Raw genomic sequence first — 15,323 nt, forward strand, 5'->3', positions numbered from 1 at the left:
ATATGTATATTACTATAACAACAAAAGGATAAGGACAAAATTGGCCGGAAAGACACCGGTAGAATACCGGAATCTTTCCGACCAACTGATTGCCTAAAATAAACTCCAATTAATGGGGTTCACTTCAGTCTCTTTTCAAATAATATTTTTCTGATTAACTGATTAATTTTCTTTAACTGTCTCTTTAGCTTGTTCTTGCTCATAAGCTTGATATTCTTTAACCGGCATTTCTTTACCAGTAAATAACTTATAAGCTGCAGCTCCTTGCCACAACAACATCCCTTTACCGGGTGCAGTAATACAGCCTAAGGATTCAGCGTCTTTAATCAATTTAGTCTTGAGTGGGTTATAAACAGTATCCGCAACCACTAAATCTGAACGCAAAAACTTTTTATCAACTAAAGACTTGCCATCCATTGGTTTCATCCCAACGACTGTGGCATTGGCTAAAATATCAGCTTGAGAAATTTTTTCTTGTAACTTAGCCTGCTCATCGAGTGGATAAACATTAACTTTGACTTTTGGCGTAGCTTTTTCAATCTTTTCTTTAGTATTGACAGCATTTTGATAAAATTCATCCTGACGACTAAAAATGGCGATTTCTTTAGCGCCATTTAGAGCACATTGAACTTCAATCGCTGTGGCAGCACCACCGGAGCCAATGATAACTAGTTTTTTGCTGGCAATATCGACGCCCTTTTCCTTAAGATTGCGAACAAACCCAATCCCATCAGTGATGTGACCTGTCAATTTTCCATTGTCATTAACGATAACATTGATAGCGCCAATAATTTTAGCAGCTGGCGAAAGGTCATCGACTAAACTTGCAGCAATCGTTTTGCAAGGCATCGTGACATTGCTTCCGCGAACTTTTAATAGCTTTAGGGCATCGATTGCTTGTGGCATCTGATCCTTTTTCACGTCAAAGGCTAAATAGGCATAATCTAAACCTTGTTTTTGGAAGCTAAAATTAAACATTGCTGGTGAACCTGAATGCCCAACTGGTGAACCCAAGAGCGTGAATAAACCGGTCGTTCCGGAAATACGTTTTTCCATAGTGAAACCTCCTCTAAAAACTAATTTTTACTTTTTAGCTGGTTGATGGTGATCAATAGCATATTGACGACGGCCACCTGGCTTTGGAATCATATCAGAAATCATCATGTGAATTCCGCCATCGACCATGATTTCACTGCCGTTAGTGTAATCGGAACGGTCACTAGCCATAAATAAGACAGTATTAGAAATATCGTTTAGATTACCGATTCTCTTGCTGGCAACCAAGCGTTTTCTGCCATCTTCTACCTTAGGATCACTGTAGAAGTTCTCTGACAAAGGTGTCTTAACCAAACATGGAAGAACGCAGTTGCTACGAAGTCCGAACTGTCCCCATTCAGCGGCCATTTGTTTGGACATCATATTTACCGCTGCCTTTGTCGTGCTATAGGCACCACTGTAGGTTTCGGGTGAAAGTGAAGCGGCAGTCGAGATATGGATTAAGGTACCGTGCTTTTGTTTAATCATGACTTTGCCAAATCTTTGCGACATCAAGAAATAACCGGTAATATTAACGTTCAAAGCTTGTTTCCATTCGTCTAAACGTAAGTCTTCCAAAGGTGAAAATCTTAAGATGGCGGCGGTGTTGACCAAGACATCGACTTTGCCAAATTTGGCAACTACCTGTTTAACGGCATCATCAACTTGAGCTTCATTTGTTGTGTCACATTGGATTGCCAAAGTTTCCACATTATATTTTTCTGAAATTTCTTTAGCTAAGGCGTCAGTTTTATCCTTTAACAAATCGACTAAAACGATATTAGCTCCTTGTTGTGCAAAATCGTTAGAAAACTTTGTTCCCATTCCACCGACAGCACCGGTAATAACAACAACTTTTCCATTTAAACCTAACCATGTATCACTCATCTTTATGCCTCCACTTTTTTATTTTCTTGTAAAATTTCAGGCCATGCTTCTTTTAAAACTTTGACCGTATTTTTGTACGTATAATCGGCTACATAATCGATTCCTTTAGCCATATAGTTATCAGAAATCACTTCAACGCCAATGACTTTAGGGTCGACTCCGGCATCTTTAATCATTTTGACGAATCCAACTGTATCCAAATCGCCAGTTCCCGGAGCTAATCTGTCATGCATTGATTCATCCCGCAAAATCGACTGGGCATAAGGTCTTTTATAAGCGTCATCCAATTGAATGGAGATAACTCGTTTAGCTTGCTCTTTGGTCAACTTATCGTAAGGTTGGTTAGCTCTGACCCAGTGCCACATGTCTAAAAGCATGTAAACATTGTCACAATCAGCTTTTTGAATGATAGCCCAAGTCTTGTCTAAATCAGTCAAACCACTGTATGGCATTGGCTCTAAAGCAATAATCAATTTGCCAGCTCTCTTAGCTAATCCTTGAAGCTTTTTAGCTGTATATTCAACTGAATAATTTTCCATCAAACCAGTATTGATATGCTTGACGCCGAACAATTCGCACATGTGAAAGCACATTTGTTCTTTATATTTTTGTTCATATGAACGTGGCTCTTCACACCACTGCACGATGTATTCCACTTCAGTACATCTCAAATTATATTTAGCCAACATATCTAGAATATCTTGGTCAGTTAGTCCTTCATTTAAAGCATCGACGTAAGTTTCAGCTCGTAAACCGATGCCGTCGTAACCCGCAGCACTGGCCGCTTTGCAGCGCTCTTCAAAACTGCACTTATCGCCCAAAGTCCACGAACTCACCGTGATTGGATGTGTCTTTGTCATCATTAATTCCTCCAAAATTCTGGATTATTAATATGCATGTTTTTTAATTCACATATTACTTACAACTCCAATGTAATCGTCTTCTAAAACAGCGTCCAATTACTCTTTGTCACAACCATTCATAGCTAAAAGTTATCGGTTCTGTTATATTTGATTTAAAGAGGTAATCGTTATGAATTTAGATCATTTACGTTATTTTGTAGCCCTCTCACGGACGGAAAATTATACCCAAACGGCTAAAATGTTACACATCACGCAACCTAGTTTGACCAAGGCGATTCATTCGTTGGAAAAGGAACTAGACTTATTGTTGTTTCAAAAAAATGGCCGTCGCGTCGCTTTAACTCCAGCCGGAAAACTCTTTGCCAACAGCGTTTCAGCTTCTTTGATTTCACTGGATAAAAGTATTGCCGAAGCTAAAAGTTTCCACAAGAAAAAAGCCATCATCCGCCTAGCATCTTTACGAACGCTAAGCGTCAAATGGCTTCCAAATATTGCTCAACAATTTTTGAAATCAACGGACAATCATGCCGTCGACTTCCAATTTAATACTGGAACCGGATTGTCCCCCGATATTTTGAATGACTTACGAGCTAAAAAATACGACGTCGCCTTTTGTTCAAAATTAGACGACTATCCCGATTTAGACTTCTTCCCCATTGCTGAACAGACCATGGTCTGCATCACCCCAATCGACCATGCCCTAGCCAATAAATCAAGCGTCAGTCTGATGGAGACCTTGAATTACCCACAAATTACCTTTTCTAAAAGCAGTGGCTTGCATCCCATCATGAATAAACTTTTTAACGACGTCGGAGGACAACCTATCAGCGCTTATTCAGTCGAAGAAGACCAAACTATTGCTGGCTTAGTTGCCAATGGCTTCGGAATCGCCATCGTCCCCAATATGTCAATTCTACAAACCTTGCCGGTTAAAATAATTCCTATTTCTTTTCCCAACTGGCAGCGTATCCTTTATATGGCGACTTTGAAGCAAGAAACACAACCTGATGTGATGAGATTTGTGAACTTTGTTAAATCACAGAGTAAAGAACTTTCGGTAAATAATATTTAGACTAAAACCCGTGGTAATTAAAAATTTGATTACCACGGGTTTTGATTTATATATATATCATTAATTATTTAATAAAATAAAATCATTGCATTAAAAAACATTTGATTTCTTTTTACTACGTGCTATAATTTCTTTTGTAAGCGCTTGTAAGTGTTTATAAGTGACTTAAATTAATTAAAAAACATAAGGATTGTTACCCAAAACTCTTTGGGGCATTACCTTTATCTATTAATCATATTAGGTAAAGTGTGTGCCTTGAAGAGTTTTTTTGTCGTGGAGGAAAAAATGTTTGGATTAAAAAGTAAAAAAAAGCAACTTTTTGAAGTAGTTTCACCAATTAGTGGTGAATGTATACCAATTGATGAGGTTAATGACGAAGTATTTTCAAAAAAAATGGTAGGCGACGGTTTTGCAGTAAAGCCAGATGATTCTTCAAATATTGTAGTATCTCCAGTTTCTGGAAAGATTGTTGCATTGCCTGACAGTAAACATGCCATTGGTATCCAATCAGATATAAACGATATTAATATCCTAGTTCACATTGGACTTAATACAGTAAATTTGCATGGTAAAGGCTTTTCATCAAAGGTCAAGTTAAATCAATCTGTAAAAATCGGACAACCAATTATGGAAATAAATCGAAAAATTCTAAAACAAGCTAATGTTGATATGACCACAATGGTTGTTTTTACAGATGGGTATAATGGTTCCATTGAACTAGGAAGCAAAAAGAACCATTCTATAAAATCTGGACAGCCAGTTTTAAAACAAGCTTAGATTTTATTAATTGAGAGGAAGTGAGGTAATTGAAAGTAGTTAAAAAGATTAACAATAATGTTGCTGTTTGTATTGATAGTAATGGAGAGGAAGTCGTTGCTTTTGGAAACGGAATAGGTTTTGGAAAGATACCATATGAAGTTAAAGATCTTAATAAAATATCAATGACATTTTACAAATTGGATTTTCAATATTATCAACTTTTAAAGGAAATCCCCTCAGATATTTTTGATTTAAGTGAAGATATTTTAAAAGAAGCTGAAAGGGTAATTAATAAACCACTAAATCCTAATATTTTATTTAGTTTGGCTGATCACATCAATTTTGCAATAACAAGACTCAAAAAATATAAAAGCGCACAATTGCCATTTTCATATGATATTGAACATTTATATCCAAAAGAAACTAAAGTGGGCTATTATGCCGTTAATCTAATAAAAAAGAGATTGAACATTAACATGCCAATCTCAGAAGTTACAGCGATTGCCTTACATTTTCTCAATTCTCAATCACCAACTATCAAAAGTGAAAGAAGAAAAAATATTGATGAATTGATAGATTATTCTACAAAAATTCTAGAACAAGAATTTGATATTGACATAAACCGAAAAGAATTTATTTACAACCGTTTTATTATGCATCTTCGTTATTACATCCAACGGGTTAAAAACAATAATCAACTAACTGAACAAAATAATAAAGAACTATTTAATACTATTAAGGAACATGAGCCAAATATTTATTTAGGTGCTAAACGTATTGCAAATTATATTGATAAAGAACTTAAGACTAGTAGTAACGATGATGAACTATTTTACTTAATGATTTATGTCAAAAGAATAGTTAATAAAAAAGATACGTCAGTGAAAGGATGAAATAGTATGTCAAAAAAAGACGAAAAATATAAAAATTTAGCTAATAAAATACTAGATGAAATTGGTGGAAAAGCCAATATTTCATCAGTAACACACTGTATGACTAGATTGCGCTTTAATCTAAAAGATGAAAGTATTCCCAATGATGATAATATTAAAAGCATTAATGGAGTCTTGGGAGTCAATCGTTCTGGTGGTCAATATCAAATTGTTATTGGTCAAACTGTACCCAAAGTTTATGATGCATTGATTGCCATTAGTGGATTAACAAAAAATGCTCCCATTGATGAAAATCTGGATAAAGATTTGACCAAAAAAGAACCATTCTCATGGAAAAAACTTGGGTCAGCTATTTTAAACAAGTTAGCTGGAAGTTTAACTCCTTTGATTCCAATACTTGTTGGAGCTTCCATGTTCAAAATGTTTGTAGCAATTTTTGGACCAACAATGTTAAATTGGCTTTCTACAAGTAGTGATACTTATAAGCTATTTACATTAGTCGGAGATGCAGGATTTTATTTCTTCCCAATTTTCTTGGGATATACAGCTTCAAAACAATTTCATACAAGTCCCATGATTTCAATGCTTTTAGGTGCTATTTTACTGGATCCTAATCTAACTAGCATTGTAAAAGCTGGAAAGGCCTTCAGTGTTTATGGTATTCCTATGAAATTGGTCAGTTACAGTAGTACTGTAATTCCAATAATTCTTGCAGTTTGGGTTATGTCTTATATTGAACCACTAGTCAAAAAAATTGTACCAGATTCCTTATCAGTCGTTTTAACTCCAACAGTCACACTATTAGTAATGCTTCCTATCACATTAACTGTTGTTGGACCTGCTGGTGCTTTCTTAGGACAATACGTTTCAGATGGTATTCTAGCATTCAGTAAATCAGGCGGTATCTGGAGTATCCTAGGTATTGCAATTATTGGTGCCCTTTGGGAACTATTAGTAATGACTGGAATGCACTTGATTTTAATTTCAACTATGATGATGATTTTTGCGACAGCTGGTCATGAAAACTTTATTAGTATCGGTGGATTAGTCGCAAGTATGTCAGTTGCTGGTATGTGTATTGGCACTGCTTTGGCTCTACACAACAGAGATGAAAAAGTTCTCGCTTGGGGATATTTTGTTGCATGCTTTATTGGTGGTGTTACCGAACCAGCTCTTTATGGTTTAGCTATTAGATACAAGCGTCCATTTATCGGAATGATGCTTGGTGGATTTGCAGGTGGATTATATGCTGGTATCGTTCACCTAGATGCTTATTCTCTTGTACCTGTTGCTAATTTTCTCGGCTTAAGTGCATGTATTGGTGGAACAACCGCCAACTTCATAAATGCAATTATTTCCGCTGGAATTACTATTGTGGTTGCTGCAATTGCAACTTATATAATTGGTGTTGAACCTAAAACTGGAAACAGTAAAGAATCAAGTAAAAATCTAAAATTAGTCGAGGCATAATTAAATATGAAAAAAATGATATTACGTGCTGATGATTTGGGATATTCAAAAGCTATCAATCTCGGTATTTCTGAATCTGTTCACAACGGTTTAATAAATAACGTTGGTGTTATGGTAAACATGCCTGAAACAGAAAACGGCTTAAATCTATTAAAAGACACAGATGTTTGTCTAGGACTACATACAGTCATCTGTACTGGTAAACCATTAAGTGACCCTAAATTGATTCCAAGCATCACAAATTTTGATGGAACTTTCGTTCATTCAAAGGTTTATAGATCCGTGAATAAAGATTTTGTAAATTTAGATGAAGTAGTTATGGAAATAGAAGCCCAATATCAAAAATTTGTTCAATTAGTTGGTCGCGATCCAGATTATTTTGAAGGCCATGCGGTTGTTAGTGATAATTTCATTAAGGGATTAAAAATAGTCGCTAAACGTCATAATCTTAATTTCTTAGATTTTGCCCTTGGCCCTGATTCTGATTCAGTCCCCTTCAAAAATATCAGGCTATATAGTTATATGGATAGTATGAATGATAATTACGACCCTTACGATACGTTAAGACGTGCTGCCTTGGCAGAACATGAAGATGGATATTCTATGATGGTCTGTCATCCAGGTTATCTAGATAATGATATTCTTACACATTCAAGTTTAACTATTCCTCGTACTCAAGAAGTCGCTATGCTGACAAATCCTCAAACAAGAAAATGGATAGATCAAAATGATATATCATTAATCAAATACTCAGATATTAAATAATTCCTCTCTTCAAATGATAAGTGTATATATACTTATCATTTGAAGAGTTTTTTTTTACAAAAAAGTCCCATAACCATTGATTAAGATTATGGGACCTGCTATAAATTTTATCTGATTAAATCATTCTTACCTTCATAATCGATGTAATTAAAAACATCCTCCCGACTAAAGATAGGTGAATCATTCATTGAAGCTTGTGCTAAAACGGAATTAGCAATCGCAAATTCCAAGGTATCGTCAAAATCCCACTTTTCAATCAATCCGGTTAGGATTCCACTGGCAAAGGCATCTCCGCTTCCGATTCGATCGAGGATATTCAATTCTTTAGCAGCTGAATGGTAGATTTTATTATCGTGGAACAAGAAACCGGCAAAATACTTCTTGCCTTCGACAAAACTGCGGTTGCTGCCGGCAAAAAAGTTGATTTGATAATCTTGGCAGAATTTACGATATAACTTAGTTTCGTCTTTTTCTTGATAATCCAATAAATCGGTTAAATCTCTTTTACTTCCAAAAATTATATCGATAAATGGTAGAATTTTTTGATAGCGTTTCTTCATCATTAAATGGGTATTGCCCTTATTCAATTGATTGCGATAATTGAAATCAAAACAGACGGCTTTGCCACGTTCGTGCGCCATTTCAGCTAATTTAAAAGCTGCTTCTCTGGTTTGATCCGTTAAACTCAACGAGATTCCACAAATATGGACGATATCTACTCCCGAAAGAGCTTTTTCAAAGTCATAATCTGAAGCTTTCATCTGACTAAAGGAACTAGCTAAACGATCTTGATAGGTCACCCTTTGTGGTCTTGCTCCCTGGCCTAATTCGACGAAGAAGCTACTGATGCTGTTGCCTTGATAAATAACTTTTTTATCGGAGATACCTAATTTTCTAATATCCGCACTGGCTTTTTTCCCGATGGGATTATTTGGTAATACTGTCAAAATCGAAGTGTCATAACCAAAGTGAGCTAAGCTACTCAATAAATTGACGCCAGTTCCGACTGTCGATAAGTGGAGGTCATCGGTTTGTTCAAGCAGCATTTTATCGGCAACTGTAAAACGAAGCAATACTTCACCAAAAGCTAAAATATTCATCCTTGAACCTCTTAAAATTTCTTGATAATTTCGTAGAGTTTAGCAACGTCTTCAGGTTTAGTATCTCCAGTTGCTTTGTCGATAATTGAGCTATAAACGTGAGGGATAATCCTTTTAACACCAGCATCGACGGCGATTTGAACAATTTCTTCAAAGTTCTCTAAATCAATTCCACCGGTTGGCTCCAAGTCAAAATCATTTTCAGCACAAGCTTTAACTACCGCTTTGAATTCTTCTTCATGAGTTAAACCTTTCATAGGAAAGAACTTGATGGAAGATCCGCCCATATCTTTTAATAAGGCGATAACTGTCTCAATTGGAACTTTGGTTGGTTCTTCTTGGCTGCTGAGTGGACCAGTGGCTAAATTGACAAGACCAACTTCTCCAGTAGGTGAAACTAGACCATTGATGATAGTTTCATTCTGTCCTAAAGCTTCTCGACTAGCTCCAACTCCAGTAAACACTTGATTGACGTGTTGTGGTTGAATAGCTTTAGCTACTCGAGTAACCATACCACTTTGCTTAGGGTCGCCTGCCCCGAGTCCAACAGATACAGCATTGTCGATTTCAGCTTGATACTTCTTCATATCCTCAATGGCCGCTTCGTCACTAGGATAATTCTTCGTCAAAACTCCCAAAACGACATGACCTTGTGCAGCCTCGTAACAGTCCTTGGCATTTTGCACTGAATTAGCCAAGACATTCAAACAAATTCCGTTCTCTAAATAATTTGGTCGTAAACTCATCTTAATTTCCTCCAACGATTTCTTTTAATCTTGCAACGATTTGGTCCATTTCGCTTTGGTCGACCGCTCTAATATCGAATTCGATGAATCCTTGGTTGACGCGATATTCACGGGCATAAATGGCAGTTTTGCCATTTCGTAATTGGTCACAAATTTGCTCAGCGGATAACTTGCCAACAGGCTTCACCTCTGCTCGATAGATTTGACGGCCAGCGGCATCTTGAATCACCTTGACTTCAAAGTCAGGAATCTTCTTTAATTCAGCAACAAATGGTTCGAGTCGCTCAATCATCGAGTCGCCAGTTTCTGGTCCATCTTGCAGGTACTTCGTGATAGCGGCTGTTAATCCGATAATATTTTCCTTACCAATTTTCATAGCTCGACCCATACCATGACCTTGCAGTCGAGCCCACTTGATATAGTTGCTCTTGCCAAAAATCACCCCTGAAGCTGGTCCCTCTAAAGCTTTAGCACCACTATAAATTACGACATCAGCCCCGATTTTCAGATACTTTGTTAAATCTTCTTCAGCAGCTGCATCTAAAACTAAAGGTAGGTCGTGACTATGTGCGACTTCAATTGCTTGTGGTATCGAGAGCATACTCTTTTGAACCGTATGGTGGCTCTTGATATAAAGGATGGCAGCCGTTTGGTCAGTGATTTGCATCTCCAAATGTTCTGGTTTACACATATTGGCGTAGCCGGCGGGAACCATTTTGGCTCCGGCTAGTTGCAACATCACGTCAACCGGTGCTCCGTAATCGACATCGTGACCCATTGGTAAAATCACTTCTCGTTTGGTAATGCGACTGGTGTACGGATGGTAGAGATGATACTCGCTGCCTTGTCCAATGATTCCAGCAATTGTTTGTGCGATTCCTGCTGAAGCAGAATTGACGACTAAGGCGTCTTCGCTGCCGACTAAATTGGCTAAATATTTACCCGTTTGTATCAAGAGATCTGACATTTCAAAGAAGTTTTGGTCGCCCAATTTTTGAGCTGCTACTACTTCATCAGGCACTTTGGAAACACCGAGAATCGTCATCTTGCCGTCAGCATTGATGACGTGTTTTAAATTGTACTTTTCATAAAGATCCATGCTTTTCTCCTAACGAATAAATTTTGCCGCCAATAATGCTATACAATGGTCGAATTATTGTATCGGTCTCTTTTGTATAACCATCGGAATCGGTCAACTTTTTTTTGCCATCTTCAACATTGAAAATCGTTACGTCCGCATCAAGTCCTTCAATCAAGCGACCTTTAGTTTTCAAGCCAAAATTCGTAGCCGGTACGCTTGTTATCATTGGTATAATTTCGGTCAAACTAAAACCTAGATAGAGCATCTTTTCGATACAAGTGGCCATGTTATAAACTGGACCTTCTTCACGATTTTTATGGTAGATATCAGTACTGAGGCTTTGGGGATAAAGGTGATTTTCTTTAGCAACTTCAGCTGTGTGGAAATTGAAGCTATCAGTGCCATGGCCAATATCGAAGATGATGCCTTTTTCAACTGCCTTAAAGACGAATTCTTTAATCTTGCCATCAGCATTCAAAATGCCATTTTTCTTACCATTAAAGCAGTGCGTTAAAATATCGCCTTTTTCTAGTAAATCCAAAATCCCTTCAAGTTCAGGTGGATTGGATCCAACATGAACCATCAAGGGCAGTTTTGGCAGTTTAGCTTGAATTTGCTTTGCCAAAATCAGCGGCTTGATTCCGTTATCCACCACGACCGACTTACTGATACGTGCTTTCATCCCAATGATGAAGTCCGGATATTTAAAAACAGCTCCTGCAAAAGGTTCCAGTTGAATCTTGTTCAAATCGCCTAATTCGTTTTGTGCCAAAATTCCGGTTTTAGCAATATTGAGCATGGCATAAACATTCGTTTTTTTCTTGCGTGCAAGTCGATAAAAGTCACCTACATTGTCTGATCCAGTCGAACCTGCATCGATTAATGTCGTGACGCCCGTTTGATAGCCTACCTTATCAGGGTCGTCATAATAAAGCGACAATTTTTCATAACAGTGAACATGGTCATCAATCCAACCCGGACTGATATAAGATTTGTTGTGCAGGTTGATTTCTAAGTCTGCATCGACATTTCGCAATTGGGAAGCAATTTCTTTGATTTTGCCATCTTCCAAAAGGACTTCAAGTGGCTGTCCATCAATATTCTTACCATTTCGAATATATAAACTTCCCAAAAGATCACCTCCTAAAGCGGAATTTTGCCCAAGGACCAAGGTAGTCGAGCAAGAATAATTCCTCAGGTGCAATCGAAGCAACTTTGTTCTTTCGAGGGTCGGTGTGATCTTCCAAAACGACCTGTAACTCATTCTTATACTTACCAAAATTATTATTACCAATGACGATGTCGCCACGCTTGAAATCATGGGTACCCAAACTAACTGAATTGTTGCTATCCTTATACTTCTTACGAACTTCCGTCGATCTGATGACTAAGTCAGTGATGTCGCCACGTCTAACATGTTGATTATCGAGTAAGATTTCTCGTTCAACTTGCGTGATGTCATCAGCTAAATCAACTTTGAAAACTAATTGGTAGCGGTCGAGTTCACCCAATTTTCTGAGTTCAGCTTCTGAAGCATAAGCGTTGCCGATAATTACGCAATCGATCAGACCGGTGCTGAAAAGATGCTTAGCTTGAATCTCAACTGGTAAATCCCGGTGCATCTCTAAGGTTGGCAAGCCATCATTGATGTCCCAAGGTCCAATCGTCCCAGTTTGCGAAGTGATAAAGGCTGCTGTTTCAATCCCATGTTTTTTAAAGCGTGTCGATGAACTGATAAAGAAATCAAGTGGCAAACCAGTCCCTCGTTGAGGATAAAAATTATGGCAACCATAAATGAAAGGTTTGTTAGCGGCGTAGCTCAAAATATTGTTCAAATAGGCAACGTCATTACTCATGTTCAATTCAATATTGAGGTGTTGCGGATTGTAAGAAATCAAAGCTTCTTTTTGTCCATCGAATCCTTGATCCAATCTGATAGCATCGGCACCTAATTCCGAGAAGAAATCTAAATCATCATATGAGATTCCTAATTGGTTGAAGATGTTAGGTGCAATATCCAAGGTCGTTGAAAAGCCGAGATCTTTAGCAAATTTAATCAATTCGCTAAATTTTTTGGCAACTTTTTCTTTGCCTTCAGAAACTTCCAACATACTCATAAAAATACGGGTAAAACCGTAGCGATTGGCCAGCACTAAATATTTTTTGTCTTCATTTAAATCGCTGTGGTCGGGATAAAGTGAAATACCTAAAGTCCTCTTGGTCATATTCTTTTACCTCTTTCCCATTTCTGGAATTCCTTCATGTAGTAATCTGAAATTACGATTGACAGATAGATTGTGCTTAAAATTACGAAAATAACAGCGAAGCGTAAGAAGAAACTAATTGTCGCAAAGCCTAATATGATGAGTGATGAGAATAAAATCAGTTTTCCGGCGGCTAATTTTTTCAAAAACTTCGGTACGAGGCCTTTTTGAACGAGGACTTCGCAGATTAGAAAATAAATTGCAAGTAATAGAAAAATCATCGTCTCACCTCATTATTCTTTTTCTAGTTGTTGTTTTTCGAAGACTTTGAAGAATGGATAGTAGATTGCCAAATCGATGATGAAGTTGACGAAGACTAGAATCATTGCGGGGATGCTCCAGTTCGTGCTGAGGTATGCGGCTAGTGGACTAGGCATTGTGAATGGCAACCGCGCCATCATCATCGGTACGACTCCGGTAACTGTCATGACATAGGACAAGGTTCCGGTCACTAATGGTGCGACGATGAACGGAATGCTCAAAATTGGGTTCATCACGATTGGTGCACCGAAGATGACTGGCTCGTTGATGTTGAAGAGTCCTGGTAGGATTGCTAATTTACCAAGATCCTTTAAGTAAGCCGACTTTGAGAAGAGGAACAAGACAACCAAGGCTAACGTACCACCGGCACCACCAATCCAGAGGAACCACTGTAAGAACTGTTCTGTAAAGATTGTTGAAAGGTGGTTAGCGCTAGTACCTGATGCGAATTCACTCATATTTTGGGCAATCGACATTTCCCAAAATGGTCTGGTAATTGGTGCCATAATGGCAGCACCGTGAATACCTAAAGTCCAAAATCCAGTAATCAAGAAGATAGTTAACAGACCACCGAAGAGACTGTTTCCAACTAAAACTCCTTTTAGTGGCATTAAAATCATACTCAAGAAGTTAGTTAGATTGAAGTTCAAGACGTAACGGATAAACCAGAAGAACAACAAGATAAAGGCAGCTGGAATCAAAGCCACGAACGAATTGGAAACTTCTGGTGGTACTCCATCCGGCATCTTGATAGTGATATTTCTTTCTTTAAAGAAACGATAAATCTCAACTGTCAAAAGGCCTGTAACAATTGAAGCAAATAATGACGAGGCACTTAAATTGGCAATATTGATATAACGACCAGCCTCAAGAACTCCTTTAACGTTTTTTTCAACGTTAATTGGCGTTGCAGCAGAAATCATAAATGCTAAGACAGCTAAAATACCATTAGTTAATTTATCTAATTTATAACTATCGGCCAGTGACGAGGCAATTCCAAAGGTCGCATATAAAGCTAAAATTCCGACAGTGTAGCGGAATGGAATATCCAAAATTTCCTTGTAAGGCAGTAGCCAGCCGGCAACCGTTTTGTTAGGAATATTATTGATAATCGTAAAAAAAGAACCCACGATCGTCAGTGGCAGCGTTGAAATAATTCCTTTCCGAATCGCCATCATATGCCGTTGCGCTCCCATTTTATTGGCAACGGGAAGTATTTTGACGTTTAAAAAATTAACAAAGTTATCCATGTAGTACCCTCCTTTTTTTTCGGAATCATCATAACATTATAATGTTATGATGTAAACGCTTAAATAAAGATTAATTAAATATCATATTCAATTTTGTATGGCATTTTATTACTGTCATAGATAGACTCAGTATACTCAATTAAATTTCCTTTATTATCAAAACCACGACGGATGCGTTTCAAAGCTAGAGCATCTTTCTTATTTAAAATCTTCTTTTCATCATCATCTAGTTGAATAGCACTGAATTCATCGCTAAAATGACTGATTTCTTGACCGTTATCCTTTAAAAACTTGTATAACGATTGATGATTGAGATTTTTAACTTGCGATGTCCCCTCAATTTTTGGCAATAAATGGTTCACGATAATAAAGGGTTCATCATCTAGTGAATAGAGGCGTTTAACAAACACGACTCGAGGACTAGTGAATTCATCTTTTAAAGGCGTTTGTTCAGTCGGTAAAATCTTTGAAGAGAGAATCTCCTTTGTCAACTTGCCCTGTTCGTTGACGATAGCTGAATAAGACTTAGCTTTCGAGAGTTTGTTGAAGAGATTATCGCTGATAACTCGAGTACCGATGCCGCTTTTCTTTCTCAAATAGCCGTCAGCAACTAATTGTTCCACTGCCTTACGAACAGTGATTTTACTGACGTCATACTTTTGTTCCAAATCATTTTCAGTTGGAATCAAACTATCAACTGGATAAGCTCCAGAGAGAATATTCTTCTTAATATCAGCTGCAACCTTTTGATACAAAATTTCTACGACCATAGACACGCTTCTCCAAATATCAATTTTATTTATATATATTATCGCATTACTTATTCTAACAAAATTAGTAGTTTATGAAAGCGAATAACAATTTTATTTTTCACGG

The 15,323-nt window shown here is 37.4% G+C and carries 16 protein-coding genes; 6 read left to right on the forward strand and 10 right to left on the reverse strand.

The annotated features are described in order from the left end of the window. On the forward strand, positions 1–97 hold a 97-nt coding region (locus tag FHL05_RS12840; protein WP_153384755.1), incomplete at its 5' end, for an IS3 family transposase. A gap of 65 nt (positions 98–162) precedes the next feature. Here FHL05_RS12840 and FHL05_RS06070 read toward each other — a convergent pair. From FHL05_RS06070 to FHL05_RS06080, 3 genes are read right to left on the reverse strand one after another with little or no spacing between them, the layout of a single operon-like run. After that, complete coding sequence (locus tag FHL05_RS06070; RefSeq protein ID WP_153384914.1) at positions 163–1,056, reverse strand: shikimate dehydrogenase; 894 nt, start codon at positions 1,054–1,056, stop codon at positions 163–165. A gap of 27 nt (positions 1,057–1,083) precedes the next feature. Then, a complete protein-coding gene (locus FHL05_RS06075; protein WP_153384913.1) occupies positions 1,084–1,923 on the reverse strand; it encodes an SDR family NAD(P)-dependent oxidoreductase in 840 nt (279 codons plus the stop codon). A gap of 2 nt (positions 1,924–1,925) precedes the next feature. Then, complete coding sequence (locus tag FHL05_RS06080; RefSeq protein ID WP_153384912.1) at positions 1,926–2,783, reverse strand: sugar phosphate isomerase/epimerase family protein; 858 nt, start codon at positions 2,781–2,783, stop codon at positions 1,926–1,928. 172 nt (positions 2,784–2,955) lie between these two features. Between FHL05_RS06080 and FHL05_RS06085 the strand changes: the two genes are divergently transcribed. The 5 genes from FHL05_RS06085 to FHL05_RS06105 all read left to right on the forward strand — a co-directional run bounded on the left by FHL05_RS06085 (position 2,956) and on the right by FHL05_RS06105 (position 7,745). Beyond that, entirely contained in the window at positions 2,956–3,858 is a 903-nt protein-coding gene (locus FHL05_RS06085) for a LysR family transcriptional regulator (RefSeq protein ID WP_153384911.1), read from the forward strand. Positions 3,859–4,143: 285 nt separating this feature from the next. Continuing rightward, the gene (locus FHL05_RS06090) at positions 4,144–4,635 is read left to right on the forward strand and encodes a PTS sugar transporter subunit IIA (protein WP_153384910.1); all 492 of its coding nucleotides are present in this window, start codon (positions 4,144–4,146) and stop codon (positions 4,633–4,635) included. 29 nt (positions 4,636–4,664) lie between these two features. Next, a complete protein-coding gene (locus FHL05_RS06095) occupies positions 4,665–5,510 on the forward strand; it encodes a PRD domain-containing protein (RefSeq protein ID WP_153384909.1) in 846 nt (281 codons plus the stop codon). Between the two features lie 6 nt (positions 5,511–5,516). Then, complete coding sequence (locus FHL05_RS06100; protein ID WP_153522267.1) at positions 5,517–6,980, forward strand: PTS transporter subunit EIIC; 1,464 nt, start codon at positions 5,517–5,519, stop codon at positions 6,978–6,980. Positions 6,981–6,986: 6 nt separating this feature from the next. After that, positions 6,987–7,745 carry a ChbG/HpnK family deacetylase gene (locus tag FHL05_RS06105; protein WP_153384907.1) on the forward strand — a complete coding sequence of 253 codons (759 nt, stop codon included), beginning with the start codon at positions 6,987–6,989 and terminating at the stop codon, positions 7,743–7,745. 107 nt (positions 7,746–7,852) lie between these two features. On the opposite strand, the gene FHL05_RS06110 is transcribed toward FHL05_RS06105, so the two are convergent. The 7 genes from FHL05_RS06110 to FHL05_RS06140 all read right to left on the reverse strand — a co-directional run bounded on the left by FHL05_RS06110 (position 7,853) and on the right by FHL05_RS06140 (position 15,217). Then, complete coding sequence (locus FHL05_RS06110; RefSeq protein WP_153384906.1) at positions 7,853–8,845, reverse strand: sugar kinase; 993 nt, start codon at positions 8,843–8,845, stop codon at positions 7,853–7,855. A gap of 11 nt (positions 8,846–8,856) precedes the next feature. Then, positions 8,857–9,591: a 2-dehydro-3-deoxy-phosphogluconate aldolase gene (gene dagF / locus FHL05_RS06115; RefSeq protein WP_153384905.1), complete on the reverse strand. Its 735-nt coding sequence runs from the start codon at positions 9,589–9,591 to the stop codon at positions 8,857–8,859. A 1-nt stretch (position 9,592) separates the two neighbouring features. Then, a complete protein-coding gene (locus FHL05_RS06120; RefSeq protein WP_153522269.1) occupies positions 9,593–10,690 on the reverse strand; it encodes a DgaE family pyridoxal phosphate-dependent ammonia lyase in 1,098 nt (365 codons plus the stop codon). Further along, on the reverse strand, positions 10,677–11,804 hold the full coding sequence (locus FHL05_RS06125; RefSeq protein WP_153522271.1) for an amidohydrolase/deacetylase family metallohydrolase: 1,128 nt from the start codon (positions 11,802–11,804) through the stop codon (positions 10,677–10,679). The genes FHL05_RS06120 and FHL05_RS06125 overlap by 14 nt, the downstream gene beginning before the upstream one ends. Before the next feature lie 4 nt (positions 11,805–11,808). Then, positions 11,809–12,897 carry a DUF871 domain-containing protein gene (locus FHL05_RS06130; protein WP_153522273.1) on the reverse strand — a complete coding sequence of 363 codons (1,089 nt, stop codon included), beginning with the start codon at positions 12,895–12,897 and terminating at the stop codon, positions 11,809–11,811. 272 nt (positions 12,898–13,169) lie between these two features. Further along, complete coding sequence (locus tag FHL05_RS06135; protein ID WP_153384901.1) at positions 13,170–14,447, reverse strand: PTS sugar transporter subunit IIC; 1,278 nt, start codon at positions 14,445–14,447, stop codon at positions 13,170–13,172. Between the two features lie 74 nt (positions 14,448–14,521). After that, positions 14,522–15,217 carry a GntR family transcriptional regulator gene (locus tag FHL05_RS06140; protein WP_153384900.1) on the reverse strand — a complete coding sequence of 232 codons (696 nt, stop codon included), beginning with the start codon at positions 15,215–15,217 and terminating at the stop codon, positions 14,522–14,524. Positions 15,218–15,323: the final 106 nt, after the last annotated feature.

This window comes from Companilactobacillus halodurans (genome assembly GCF_009600995.1).
Classification (GTDB): Bacteria; Bacillota; Bacilli; order Lactobacillales; family Lactobacillaceae; genus Companilactobacillus; species Companilactobacillus halodurans.

Excerpts from the sequence above, each read along its gene's own strand:
- FHL05_RS06100 (WP_153522267.1), top strand. The coding sequence starts at position 5,517 with ATGTCAAAAAAAGACGAAAAATATAAAAATTTAGCTAATAAAATACTA.
- FHL05_RS06085 (WP_153384911.1), top strand. The coding sequence starts at position 2,956 with ATGAATTTAGATCATTTACGTTATTTTGTAGCCCTCTCACGGACGGAA.
- FHL05_RS06140 (WP_153384900.1), bottom strand. The coding sequence starts at position 15,217 with ATGGTCGTAGAAATTTTGTATCAAAAGGTTGCAGCTGATATTAAGAAG.
- FHL05_RS06070 (WP_153384914.1), bottom strand. The coding sequence starts at position 1,056 with ATGGAAAAACGTATTTCCGGAACGACCGGTTTATTCACGCTCTTGGGT.
- FHL05_RS06080 (WP_153384912.1), bottom strand. The coding sequence starts at position 2,783 with ATGACAAAGACACATCCAATCACGGTGAGTTCGTGGACTTTGGGCGAT.
- FHL05_RS06090 (WP_153384910.1), top strand. The coding sequence starts at position 4,144 with ATGTTTGGATTAAAAAGTAAAAAAAAGCAACTTTTTGAAGTAGTTTCA.
- FHL05_RS06130 (WP_153522273.1), bottom strand. The coding sequence starts at position 12,897 with ATGACCAAGAGGACTTTAGGTATTTCACTTTATCCCGACCACAGCGAT.
- dagF (WP_153384905.1), bottom strand. The coding sequence starts at position 9,591 with ATGAGTTTACGACCAAATTATTTAGAGAACGGAATTTGTTTGAATGTC.
- FHL05_RS06110 (WP_153384906.1), bottom strand. The coding sequence starts at position 8,845 with ATGAATATTTTAGCTTTTGGTGAAGTATTGCTTCGTTTTACAGTTGCC.
- FHL05_RS06120 (WP_153522269.1), bottom strand. The coding sequence starts at position 10,690 with ATGGATCTTTATGAAAAGTACAATTTAAAACACGTCATCAATGCTGAC.
- FHL05_RS06105 (WP_153384907.1), top strand. The coding sequence starts at position 6,987 with ATGAAAAAAATGATATTACGTGCTGATGATTTGGGATATTCAAAAGCT.
- FHL05_RS06135 (WP_153384901.1), bottom strand. The coding sequence starts at position 14,447 with ATGGATAACTTTGTTAATTTTTTAAACGTCAAAATACTTCCCGTTGCC.
- FHL05_RS06075 (WP_153384913.1), bottom strand. The coding sequence starts at position 1,923 with ATGAGTGATACATGGTTAGGTTTAAATGGAAAAGTTGTTGTTATTACC.